This is a genomic window from Nitratireductor aquimarinus (genome assembly GCF_017255295.1).
Taxonomy (GTDB): Bacteria; Pseudomonadota; Alphaproteobacteria; order Rhizobiales; family Rhizobiaceae; genus Nitratireductor; species Nitratireductor aquimarinus.
This window is the reverse complement of the sequence record NZ_JAFKDE010000007.1, coordinates 1-12677: the sequence shown is the minus strand read 5'-3', so window position 1 is coordinate 12677 and position 12677 is coordinate 1. Positions and strand designations below refer to the sequence as shown.

At 62.1% G+C, this 12677-nt stretch carries 8 protein-coding genes; 7 read left to right on the top strand and 1 reads right to left on the bottom strand.

The annotated features are described in order from the left end of the window. Window positions 1-53: 53 nt before the first annotated feature. From ptsP to JYP46_RS12780, 7 genes are all read left to right on the top strand, one after another. The gene (gene ptsP, locus JYP46_RS12810) at window positions 54-2324 is read left to right on the top strand and encodes a phosphoenolpyruvate--protein phosphotransferase (protein WP_113153105.1); all 2271 of its coding nucleotides are present in this window, start codon (window positions 54-56) and stop codon (window positions 2322-2324) included. Window positions 2325-2345: 21 nt separating this feature from the next. Next, on the top strand, window positions 2346-3425 hold the full coding sequence (gene prfA, locus JYP46_RS12805) for a peptide chain release factor 1 (RefSeq protein WP_113153104.1): 1080 nt from the start codon (window positions 2346-2348) through the stop codon (window positions 3423-3425). Next, the gene (gene prmC, locus JYP46_RS12800; protein ID WP_206548311.1) at window positions 3418-4302 is read left to right on the top strand and encodes a peptide chain release factor N(5)-glutamine methyltransferase; all 885 of its coding nucleotides are present in this window, start codon (window positions 3418-3420) and stop codon (window positions 4300-4302) included. Before prfA ends, prmC begins: the two co-directional genes overlap by 8 nt. Window positions 4303-4646: 344 nt before the next feature. Then, entirely contained in the window at window positions 4647-5309 is a 663-nt protein-coding gene (locus JYP46_RS12795) for a DUF4167 domain-containing protein (RefSeq protein ID WP_222474107.1), read from the top strand. 217 nt (window positions 5310-5526) lie between these two features. Continuing rightward, entirely contained in the window at window positions 5527-8148 is a 2622-nt protein-coding gene (gene clpB / locus JYP46_RS12790) for an ATP-dependent chaperone ClpB (protein ID WP_206546226.1), read from the top strand. Window positions 8149-8172: 24 nt separating this feature from the next. Next, a complete protein-coding gene (locus tag JYP46_RS12785) occupies window positions 8173-8538 on the top strand; it encodes an MmcQ/YjbR family DNA-binding protein (protein WP_206548309.1) in 366 nt (121 codons plus the stop codon). Between the two features lie 171 nt (window positions 8539-8709). Continuing rightward, a complete protein-coding gene (locus JYP46_RS12780) occupies window positions 8710-10170 on the top strand; it encodes a L,D-transpeptidase family protein (protein WP_244974868.1) in 1461 nt (486 codons plus the stop codon). Window positions 10171-10302: 132 nt separating this feature from the next. Here the strand turns inward: JYP46_RS12780 and JYP46_RS12775 are convergent, their stop codons facing one another. Continuing rightward, the gene (locus JYP46_RS12775; protein ID WP_206546228.1) at window positions 10303-12240 is read right to left on the bottom strand and encodes a M23 family metallopeptidase; all 1938 of its coding nucleotides are present in this window, start codon (window positions 12238-12240) and stop codon (window positions 10303-10305) included. Between the last annotated feature and the right edge of the window lie 437 nt (window positions 12241-12677).

Genomic DNA, 12677 nt, shown 5'->3' with positions numbered 1-12677 from the left:
GCTTTTGCTCTGCTCTCTCATGCGGCTAGCATAGGCCAATGGAGAGGGGTTCGATGCGAGATACTGCCGGCGGTCCAAGAGTGCTGTTAAGGCGTTTGCGCGAGCTGATGGCCGATGCGCTTGACCCGCAGAAGCGTCTCGACAAGATCGTTCGTGAAATCGCCCAGAACATGGTGGCCGAGGTTTGCTCGCTCTATGTGCTGCGCGCCGATTCCATGCTGGAGCTTTACGCCACCGAAGGTCTGAACCCGGATGCGGTGCATCTGGCGCAGCTTCGTCTGGGGCAGGGCCTCGTCGGCACGATTGCCGCCAGCGCCCGCCCGCTCAATCTCTCCGACGCCCAAAAACACCCCGCTTTTGCCTATCTGCCGGAGACGGGCGAAGAGATTTATCATTCCTTCCTCGGTGTGCCGGTGCTGCGGGCCGGTCGCACGCTCGGCGTTCTGGTCGTTCAGAACCGCACCATGCGTCATTACCGCGAGGATGAGGTCGAGGCGCTGGAAACGGTGGCCATGGTCATCGCCGAGATGATCGCCACCGGCGATCTGGCGCGGCTGACCCGTCCGGGCATCGAGCTTGATCTGAGCCGCCCCGTCAGCATGACGGGCCTGCCCTTCAACGAGGGCGTCGGGCTTGGCCATGTGATCCTTCATGAGCCGCGCATCGTGGTGACGGCGCTGTTCAACGAGGATAGCGACGAGGAGTTGGTGCGTCTTGAAACGGCGCTCGATTCGCTGCGCCTTTCCATCGACGACATGCTCTCGCGCCGCGATGTGGCGTTTGAGGGTGAACATCGCGCGGTGCTGGAAGCCTATCGCATGTTCGCCAATGACCGGGGTTGGGTGCGCCGCCTGCAGGAGGCGATCAACAACGGCCTGACGGCCGAAGCGGCGGTCGAGAAGGTGCAGAGCGACATGCGCGCGCGCATGATGCACATGACGGACCCCTATCTGCGCGAGCGGATGAGCGATTTCGACGATCTCGCCAACCGGCTTCTGCGCCAGCTGATGGGCCGCGGGCCGGATGCGCTGGCGGAAATTCTGCCCAAGGATGCGATCATCGTCGCCCGTTCCATGGGCGCTGCCGAGCTTCTGGACTATCCGCGCCAGAAACTGCGCGGTCTGGTTCTGGAAGAGGGAGCGCCGACAAGCCATATCGTCATCGTGGCGCGGGCCATCGGCCTGCCGACGGTGGGGCAGGTGAAGGGCGCCGTCTCCATGTCGGAGAATGGCGACGCAATCATCGTCGATGGCGAGGACGGCCAGGTCCATCTGCGCCCGCAGGCCGATGTCGAGGAAGCCTATGCCGAGAAGGTGCGCTTCCGCGCCCGCCGGCAGAAACTCTATCAGGAACTGCGCGACCGCCCGACCGAGACCAGGGACGGTGTTCCCGTCGATCTCATGATGAATGCAGGTCTGGCCGTCGATCTGCCGCAGCTGGCGCAGTCGGGTGCGGCGGGCATCGGCCTGTTCCGCACCGAGCTTCAGTTCATGGTCGCAGCCGCCTTCCCGCGCGTCGAGGCGCAGGAGCGGCTTTATAGCGAAGTGCTCGACGCTGCCGATGGCAAGCCGGTTACGTTCCGCACCATCGATATCGGCGGCGACAAGGTGTTGCCCTACTTCAAGGGCGCGCAGCACGAGGAAAACCCGGCGCTTGGCTGGCGGGCGATTCGCCTGACGCTCGACCGCCCGGGCCTGCTGCGCACGCAGATCCGCGCGCTTTTGAAGGCCGCCGGCGGCCGCGAACTGCGCATGATGCTCCCGATGGTCACCGAAGTGAGCGAAGTGCGGCAGGCGCGCGAGATCATCGACCGCGAGGTGCGGCATCTGTCGCGCTTTGGCTATCTCCTGCCCACGCGTCTCAAGCTTGGCGCGATGATTGAAGTGCCGGCACTTCTCTGGCAGCTTGAAGAGCTGATGCAGGCCGTGGATTTCGTCTCCGTCGGTTCAAACGATCTGTTCCAGTTCGTCACCGCGACCGACCGGGGCAACACCCGCATTGCCGACCGTTTCGACCCGCTGAGCGTGCCGTTCCTGCGCATTCTGCGCCAGATCGTGCGCGCCGGCGATCAGTATGGAACGCCGGTCACGCTGTGCGGAGAGCTGGCGGGGCGGCCGATTTCCGCCATGGCGCTGCTCGGCATCGGCTTCCGCTCCATTTCCATGGCGCCGGCGGCCATCGGCCCGGTCAAGGCCATGCTCTGCGAGCTTCCGCTGTCGGATCTTTCGGTTGTTATGGATGAGGCACTTGCCAACCATAGCGCATCCACCGATATTCGCGCGCTGCTTCGCGACTTCGCCCAGAAGCACAATATTGCCCTCTAGAACTGACAGGCTTTCCCGTCGATGACCGACTTGCCGCGCGACCGTATGGATCAGGTTCTCAAACGTTTCGAGCTTATCGAAGCGCAGATGGCGGCTGGCCCGGAGCCGGACGTCTATGTGAAGCTTGCTTCCGAATACTCCGAATTGCAGGAAGTGGCGGCCAAGATCCGCGAGCTGCGTCAGGTCGAAGGTGAGCTGGAAGACCTGAAGTCCATGCTGGACGACCCGGCGACCGACACGGAAATGCGCGAGCTGGCCGAGGCCGACCTCGAAGAGGTGGAAAGCCGCATCGAGACGCTGGGCGAGGAAATGCAGATCCTGCTTCTGCCCAAGGACGAAGCGGACGAGAAGAATGCGATCCTCGAAATTCGCGCCGGCACCGGCGGCGACGAGGCGGCCCTGTTCGCCGGCGACCTGTTTCGCATGTATGAGCGCTATGCATCCGAACGGGGCTGGCGTGTCGAGGTCGCGTCGACAAGCGAGGGCGAGGCCGGCGGCTACAAGGAAATCATCGCCACCGTTTCCGGGCGCGGCGTGTTCTCGCGGCTGAAATTCGAATCGGGTGTGCATCGCGTTCAGCGCGTGCCGGCTACGGAGGCGCAGGGGCGCATTCATACTTCCGCCGCCACGGTTGCCGTTCTGCCCGAGGCCGAGGACGTCGATGTCGAGATCCGCAACGAGGACATTCGCATCGACACGATGCGCGCTTCGGGTGCGGGTGGTCAGCACGTCAACACCACCGACTCGGCGGTGCGAATCACGCATATTCCAACGGGCATCGTGGTCTTGCAGGCCGAAAAGTCCCAGCACCAGAACCGTGCGCGCGCCATGCAGATCCTGCGGGCGCGCCTGTTCGACATGCAGCGCATGAAGGCCGCGGACGAACGCTCCGAGGCGCGTCGTCTGCAGGTCGGTTCCGGCGACCGTTCGGAACGCATCCGCACCTATAATTTCCCGCAGGGGCGTGTGACCGATCACCGGATCAACCTCACGCTCTACAAGCTGGACCGCGTTATCGAAGGCGATCTGGACGAGATTATCGACGCGCTGATCTCCGATCATCAGGCAAAACTGCTTTCGGAAACCGGGGCGGATGGCTGAGGCGAAGACCCTCGGCGCCCTGCTTTCCCGGGCGCAGGACCGTCTGAAACAGGCGGGCATTGCAGAAGGGGCGCTCGACGCGCGGCTTCTCGTTGAACATGTCACGAAGACGACGCGGCTCGACGCCATGTCGAGACCTGAACGGCCTGTTTCCGATACCGAACGCATGGCCGTGGAAGAGGCTATCTCGCAGCGCATTGCAGGCCGGCCCGTACACCGCATCATCGGCCATCGTGAATTTTACGGGCTGGACCTCAGGCTTTCACCGGAAACGCTGGAGCCACGGCCGGACACCGAAACGCTGGTCGACATGGTCGTGGCGGAAGCGCGTCGACTTGGCGGTGAAGATCGCCCGTGGCGGATCATCGATCTTGGAACCGGCACCGGGGCAATAGCGATTGCGCTGTTGAGCGTTTTGCCTGCGGCCCATGCGGTCGGTGTCGATGTTTCGGCCGATGCGCTTGCAACGGCGCGCATCAATGCCGATATGAATGGTTACGGCGGCCGGTTTGAGACCTGTCAGTCTGACTGGTTTGAGGAAATCGACGGACGGTTCGATTTCATTGTCTCCAACCCGCCCTATATTCGAGAAGAGATCTGGCGTGCGCTTGCAGTCGAGGTTCGTGATCACGATCCGCGCAGGGCGCTGGTTGCCGGGGACGATGGTCTTGATGCCTATCGTTTGCTGGCGGCGCAAAGCGGCGCCCATCTGGCGACAGGCGGCATGGTCGCCGTCGAGATCGGATATGACCAGAAGGAAAGCGTTACCGGGCTGTTCGTCGATCAGGGATTCCGCCTTCACAAGGCGGGCCGCGATCTTGCCGGGCATGACCGGGTGCTTGTTTTTGTCGCCGAAACAGCACGTGAACAAACTTGAAAAAAAACTTGGCATCGCAAAAGAATGCCGCTAGGTTCCGGACACCGGATAGGACGAAGCAGACAGCACCGTTATCGATTCGGTTCCCAGGACCGCTGTCATTAAGGGCGTTTTAGCGCCTCTGCTTCATTATGGGGTTTGTCCGGCAACTGACAAGAAGCGGAACAGTATGGCATTGGCGCCCGCGACAAGCGGTGTGACATAGGCCAAGGGGAGATGTGAGACTGCTGGCTTCCCGCCATCGTCCGCGATCTGAAAAGAGTATTGTTTCACACAACCTGTCTCGAACAAGCAGTCTCGAAAACCAAGAGAGTCGAATGAGGCCACAACAGCAGAACAGGCGCATGCGCGGCCGCGGAAACAACAACCGCAAGGGGCCCAATCCGCTGGCGCGCAGCTATGAGAGCAACGGTCCGGACGTGAAGATCCGCGGAACCGCGCAACAGGTGGCGGACAAATACACCACGCTGGCGCGCGACGCGCAGAGCTCCGGTGATCGTGTGATGGCCGAAAACTATCTGCAGCATGCCGAGCATTACAACCGCATCATCGCTGCCGCCCAGGCGCAGCAGCAACAGCAGCAGGCGCGTGACAACCGCGACGATGCTGATGGTGATGACGAGCAGGATGTTGCCGAAGCGAGCAATGGCAACCAGAAGCCGCAGCGCCAGAAGCGCGTGGACGATGGTTCCGGCCCGCAGCCGGAAATCAAGGGTGTTCCCGCAGAACTCGCGCTGAACGGCGGCGAAGGTGCAAACGGCCATGCGGCCGAAGCTGCCGAGCCGGGCGCAGAGGAAGAAAAGCCGAAGCCTGTCCGCCGCACCCGCAAGCCTGCCGCAGCAAAGACGCAGGACGAGGCAGCGGCACCCGAGGGTGAGGAAGGCGAAAAGCCGGTCAAGCGTCCGCGCCGGACGCGCGCCCGCAAGACCGATGACGCCGAGGGTGGCGAAGGCAGTGAAGCCGCAGCCCCCGTTGCAGCGGCCGAAGAGGTTGCCGCGCAGGGCTGAACGGCCTGACATTCCAGAGCATTTTGAACGGCGGGGTTTCCCCGCCGTTTTTCGTATGTCCCCATCTTGTTCCTATAGGGATATGTTCCCATATCCCAAACTGTTGGGCTTGCCACACGAGACCGTGATAATCTGATTTCATCACGGTTTATGGGAGCCCGTCGCATTGGTCGTTGTCAGCGCTGCAAAGCAGGCTGGCAGGGAAATGGAGACACTTATGAACTTTGACAAATATTCCGAGCGCGTCCGCGGTTTCATTCAGTCCGCCCAGACCCAGGCGCTCAGCAGCAATCATCAGCAGTTCACGCCCGAGCACCTGCTCAAGGTGCTCGTTGACGATGAGGAAGGCCTGGCTGCTTCCCTGATCGAGCGCGCCGGCGGGCGCGCCAAGGATGTGCGCCTCGGTGTCGAGGCCGCGCTCAAGGCAATGCCGCAGGTGGAAGGCGGCAATGGCCAGCTTTACATGGCGCAGCCGCTGGCCAAGGTTTTCTCGACCGCCGAGGAGCTGGCCAAGAAGGCTGGCGACAGCTTCGTCACCGTGGAGCGACTGCTCACCGCGCTTGCGGTCGAGAAGTCGGCCAAGACCGCCGACATCCTGTCCAAGGCCGGCGTTACACCGACCGCGCTCAATCAGGCCATCAACGATATCCGCAAGGGCCGCACGGCTGACTCGGCCAGCGCCGAGCAGGGTTACGATGCGCTCAAGAAATATGCGCGGGACCTGACGGCCGATGCGCGTGCCGGCAAGCTCGACCCCGTGATCGGTCGTGACGACGAGATTCGCCGCACGATCCAGGTCCTGTCGCGCCGCACCAAGAACAACCCGGTTCTGATCGGCGAGCCCGGCGTCGGCAAGACGGCCATCGCCGAGGGCCTTGCCCTGCGCATCGTCAATGGCGACGTGCCTGAATCGCTTAAAGACAAGCAGCTCATGGCGCTCGACATGGGCTCCCTGATCGCCGGCGCGAAATATCGCGGCGAGTTCGAGGAGCGTCTGAAGGCGGTGCTGTCCGAAGTGACGGCTGCCGACGGCAACATCATCCTGTTCATCGATGAGATGCACACGCTGGTGGGCGCGGGCAAGGCGGATGGCGCGATGGACGCGTCCAACCTTCTGAAGCCGGCTCTGGCCCGTGGCGAACTGCACTGCGTTGGCGCGACGACGCTTGATGAGTACCGCAAGCATGTGGAGAAGGACGCCGCTCTGGCGCGTCGTTTCCAGCCGGTTTTCGTCAGCGAGCCGACCGTCGAGGACACGGTTTCGATCCTGCGCGGTCTGAAGGAGAAGTATGAGCAGCATCACAAGGTGCGGGTCTCCGACTCGGCGCTGGTGGCCGCTGCGACGCTCTCCAACCGGTACATCACCGACCGCTTCCTGCCTGACAAGGCCATCGATCTGGTGGACGAGGCATCCTCGCGCCTGCGCATGCAGGTGGACTCCAAGCCCGAGGAGCTGGACGAGATCGACCGCCGCGTCATGCAGCTCAAGATCGAGCGCGAGGCGCTGAAGGCCGAGAAGGACGAGGCTTCCAGAGACCGTCTGGTCAAGCTCGAGAAGGAGCTGACCGATCTCGAGGAAGAATCGGCGCGCCTCACCAGCCGGTGGGCTGCCGAGAAGGACAAGCTCGGTCTGGCCGCCGACCTGAAGAAGCAGCTTGATGAAGCCCGCAACGAACTGGCCATTGCCCAGCGCAAGGGTGAGTTCCAGCGTGCCGGCGAACTGGCCTATGGCCAGATCCCCGAGCTTGAGAAAAAGCTGGCCGAAGCAGAGGCCCAGAGCGAAGAGGAAAGCGCTTCCGGCATGGTCGAAGAGACCGTCAAGCCGGATCACGTGGCCCATATCGTCTCGCGCTGGACCGGCATTCCGGTCGACAAGATGCTGGAAGGCGAGCGTGAGAAGCTGCTGCGCATGGAAGACGAGATCGCCAAACGGGTCGTCGGCCAGGGCGAGGCGGTTCAGTCCGTCTCCAAGGCCGTGCGCCGTGCGCGCGCCGGTCTTCAGGACCCCAACCGGCCGATTGGTTCCTTCATGTTCCTCGGCCCGACGGGCGTCGGCAAGACGGAGCTGACCAAGGCGCTCGCCAGCTTCCTGTTCGATGACGAGCAGGCGATGGTGCGCATCGACATGTCGGAATTCATGGAGAAGCACTCCGTGGCCCGGCTCATCGGCGCGCCTCCCGGCTATGTCGGCTATGAGGAAGGTGGTGTTCTGACCGAGGCGGTTCGCCGCCGGCCCTATCAGGTGATCCTGTTCGACGAGGTCGAGAAGGCGCATCCGGACGTGTTCAACGTGCTCCTTCAGGTTCTCGATGACGGACGCCTGACGGACGGTCAGGGCCGCACGGTGGATTTCCGCAACACGCTGATCATCATGACGTCGAACCTGGGCGCCGAGTATCTCGTCAACCTTGGCGAGAACGAGGATGTCGACAAGGTTCGCACCGAGGTGATGGATGTCGTGAAAGCATCGTTCCGGCCCGAGTTCCTGAACCGGATCGACGAGGTTATCCTGTTCCACCGGCTGCGCCGGCAGGACATGGGCAAGATCGTCGAAATCCAGCTTCAGCGGCTTGAGCGTCTGCTTGCCGATCGCAAGATCACGCTCGACCTCGATAAGGATGCGGTCGAGTGGCTGGCCGAGAAAGGTTATGACCCGGCTTACGGCGCGCGCCCGCTGAAACGGGTGATGCAGAAGGAGTTGCAGGACCCGCTGGCGGAGAAGATCCTTCAGGGTGAGATCTTTGACAACTCCACGGTCAAGATCACGGCCGGCTCTGACAGGCTGAACTTCCGGCCGAGCCGGGCAACGAATGCAGATCAGGCCGAAAAAGCGGCCTGATTCCAAAACACGAGGGGAGGGCGGATGCAGCTCGATCACTACAACGCTGTTTGTTCCGCCCTTCCACACGCCACCCACGTTGTTCAATGGGGTGGCGCGCATGTCTGGAAGGTGGGCGGCAAGGTTTTCGCCATCGGCAGCGCGGCTGACGGCGGAGATGTTGCCGTCTCCTTCAAATGCTCCGAGATCGCCTTCGACATATTGAAGGAGCAGCCGGGCCTGCGGCCCGCCCCCTATCTCGCTTCGCGCGGCATGAAGTGGATCCAGCGCCAGAGCGCGGAAAGCATGGATGACGCCGCCCTTCAGGACTATCTGGCCGAAAGCCACCGGATCGTCGCATCGGGTCTGACACGCAGGCTGCAGCGCGAACTGGGCCTCTCCGCCACCTGATTAGCGACGCGAAAAGTTCAAAGACTGGCCATTTTCACGTCCGGTTCATCTCCTATGGTAAATAGTTCGTCAAATGGGCGAATCGCTGGCGGGTGATCAGCCTATCCGTGTGGGACCAGACGAGGGGCTAAAGACGTGAAACTGCAATTGCTGACCGCATTATGTCTGGCCATGGGGCCGACGGCAGCCATGGCCGCCATGCCGGAGAGCGAAGACCGGCGAAACGGTTTCGTGTTGCAGCGGGGCAATGATCAGACTGCTGGCCGGGGCATGACGGCCGAGACATCGACCCAGGCGCCGGTACAACTCGCCCAGAATTACGACTTTGACGTCTATATCGATCAATATGGTCGCGAGATCATCGTCGACGCCTATACCGGCGAGGTGGTGGAGATCAGGCCTGCCGCGCGCGGCAACCAGCGCCCTGCGCGCCGTCCGGCGCGGCCGCGCGAGTTCGACGGGGATGTTTATGACTTCTCCGACCCGCGCGATGTCGACCGTTACCGTCGCGACCGGGGCAGGGCGAACCGCGCTCCCGTCGAACGCCAGCCCGATCCCTATTACGACCGCTCCTATGGTGAAGCGCCGCGCTACAACGATCGCAACATCTATCCGGAAGCGCCGAATTACGGGCGCGGTTCCATCGACCGCGCACCTCTGCAGCCCCCGAATTCACGTGACAGCATGGCCGGCATCCCCGGCGAAGAGCCGCGCTTTGAACCGGGAACGGGCAACGCGTCCGGCACGCCGACCCTGCCGGGAGATGCGGCTGTCGTTCTGCCGCGCGGCGTGAGCGAGGATGTCACGCGCTTTCAGGTTCTGCTCGACCGCGCGGGCGCGTCTCCGGGCGTCATCGATGGCCGGACCGGCGACAATGTGAACAAGGCGATCCGCGCCTATCGCGATATCACCGGCCAGACGCTCAGAACCTATGACAATGAATGGGTGAAGGCGGAGCTGGAGCGCACCGGTGGTCCGGCTTTCAAGGAATACACCATCACCGCCAAGGATGTGGCCGGTCCCTATATCGCGTCGGTTCCGGCCGATTACAGCCAGAAGGCTGCGCTCGGCGCACTGTCCTACACCTCGGTTGTCGAGGCGCTGGCCGAGCGCTTCCATATGGACGAGAAATATCTCGTTGCGCTCAATCCGGATGCGAATTTCAACCGGCCCGGTACGGTCATCAAGGTGATCAACACCGGCAAGCCGAAGAAAACCGAAGTCGTGCGGATCGTTGCCGACAAGGGGGCGCGCCAGGTGCGCGGTTACAGCGCCGACGGAAAGCTGGTCGCCGCCTATCCGGCCACCATCGGTTCGGCGAGCACGCCGTCGCCGAGCGGCACGCATACGGTCACGCGCATCGCGCTCAACCCCGAATACACCTACAATCCGAAGGTCAATTTCAAACAGGGCAACAATGACAAGGTTCTGACCATCCCGCCTGGCCCCAATGGCCCCGTCGGAACGGTCTGGATCGCGCTGTCAAAGCCGACCTACGGCATTCATGGAACGCCCAATCCCTCGAAGATTGGCAAGACGGCCTCCCATGGCTGCATCCGGTTGACCAACTGGGATGCAGAGGAACTGGCCAAGCGCGTGAAGCGCGGCGTTTCGGTGGAGTTCGTGGATTAAGCTTTCCGCAGCCATCCGGCACTGCCCGATGGATATTGCCGGTCTGCCGTTTCAGGGAAATGGCAGACCGCTCGCAACTTTTTGATTCCTGTGAAGCTGGCTGTCAGGCAATCCTGCCTGACAGCAAATGACTCAGCTGCCCGATGCAGCAACGGAAAGCGGTGTCTCGTCGTTTTCCTGAAGCAGTTCGTCAATGCGGCTGCGCTCGCGCTCGAATGCCAGCAGGTCCTTGCCCTTCAGCGCCCGGTTGTCGGGCAGGCGAACGCGCATCGGATCCACTTTCGTGCCATTGACGATCATTTCGTAGTGCAGATGGTTGCCGGTTACGAGACCGGTCGCGCCGACATAGCCGATCACCTGACCCTGACGAATACGCGCGCCCGTCGTCACACCTTTCGCGATGCCGCTCTGGTGATTGTAGGAGGTTTTGAAGCCATTGTTGTGGCGGATGATCGTCTGGCGGCCGTAACCGCCGGCCCAGCCGGCCTTTTCGACCACGCCGTCGCCGGCCGCGATGATCGGCGTGCCGCGCGGGGCGGCCCAGTCGACGCCGGTGTGCATCTTGCTGTAGCCGAGAACCGGGTGACGGCGCATGCCGAAGCCCGAGGTGAACCGCCCGTTGGGCACCGGATTGCGGATCATGAAGCGTTTCGAGCTGCGGCCTTCCTCGTCGAAATAGTCGACCGTGCCGTCATCGAACTGGAACCGGTAGAAAGTGCGGGTCGCGCCGCCGAAACTCGCCTTTACATAAAGAAGCTCCGACTGGTCCGTCGCATTCTTGTCCGCATCGGGTGCGGAGAAGAAGACTTCAAGCTGGTCGGCCGGCGAAAGCCGCGACTGAAAATCGACATCGGCCGAAAGCAGCTTCACCAGCCGCTTCGTCATGTCCGGGGTCAGCCCGTAGGCATAGGAGGCACGGTAGATGCCGTCATAAACCCGCGGCAGATCGGAGCGTGGCATGCGGCGCGGCGCGGTCGGATGATCGAACGCCGCCAGAAGGACCGGATTCATCTCCGGTTCCTGCGCCGGCACATATTGGTCGCGGTCATCGAGCGCGATCGTCACGATGTGCTTCTTGCCTTCATAGATGCTGGTGCGAACCACGCGGCTTTTCACGCCGTGCGTTTCAATGCCCACGCGCAGCAGCGTTCCGGCCTTCAGTTCCGTCGCATTGAGCAGCTTGGTGATCGCCTCGACCATGCCGTCGACATCTTCACCCTTGTAGCCGGACTGGGTGAAGACCTCGGCCACGGCCCGCTCTGTGCGGAAGGGAATGAGGTCTTCGGCAAATTCGGGTGTCGTTTCGCGACCGCTGCGCGCAGCGACCGAGACATTCTCGGGGATGATGCGCGCGCTGAAGGCGGCCAGCGCCTGGGTGGAAAGCGTGTCGCCGAAGCGCTGCGGATCCACATAATGAAGAGAGGCCACCTGAACGTCGCCATCGGTCAGGATCGCGCCCGTGTTGCGCACGGCCACTTCCACTTCTTCCGTGCTCAGGCTGCGGGCCGAGGAGAAGTCGGAAGACCAGAGCGGAAAGTCGCCGCTCTTGAGGCTCACTTCGCTCTCCACCTTCGCACCATATATAAGGCCGGTGCGGGCGGTGCTGGTCGCGCCGTCTTCTGCAAAGACCGCGAGCGGGTCGAAGGGCGGATAATCCTTGTCTGTCGTATGGCTGGCGGTCAGCGCCATTTTCGCATGAACAAAGGGCAGGGTGCGGATCAGATCCGTGTCGCCGCTGCGCATGACGGTGGAGACTTCCATCATGCGGCGATCCTCGCCGCGGCTGATCGTATGGGGGGTGACAAGGCGGCCGGTCTTCGCGGCTTCGCCAACCGGGTCTGCGATTTCTCCCAGAAGGGCGATTTCCGGCGGAGTGGCCAGCTGCTGGCGGCCGTCGAGGGCGGCCGAAAGCGCAACACCCATCAGAACGGTAGAGGTCACACCTGTAAGAAAGGTGCCGATCAGCCAGCGCGCGGAGATCTCACGCCGGTCCGGCGGTCCGCTGCGTCCATCCGCAATAAGAGGATCGTCCTCGCCGATGGCCTGTTCGATCTGCTTGTTGTTGTTCATTGACGATGGCGCCTTGGTCTTATGCATTTGGGCTGGACCCGTCACGGCAACCGAAATGGTCGCGCCCGGTATGGGCGGACAGGCAGGAAACCCGGTTCAACATTACGCCGGAGAACAATGGTGACAGAGGTCGTTCCCCCAAACCCTCTCGGACATGAACACCTGACCTTATATATAGGGCGTCATATGTAGGGCGTGAAACGCGCCCGCATCGACGTCGATATCCAAGATCACACATCCCGCGTGTATTCATTAAATTCGACTCTAATGTGACCGAGCGCCCAATGGCAACAGAAGAGCGCAAACGGGCGCAAAATGGCGGTTTGGCAAGTTTTTGATCCTGTTTGTCATTTTTTATTATCGTTTGAAATCAGTGGGTTGAGTGTGATTTCTTTCGGTTTTTAGGTTGGAATACGAAGAAAAACGAAAAACTTGAA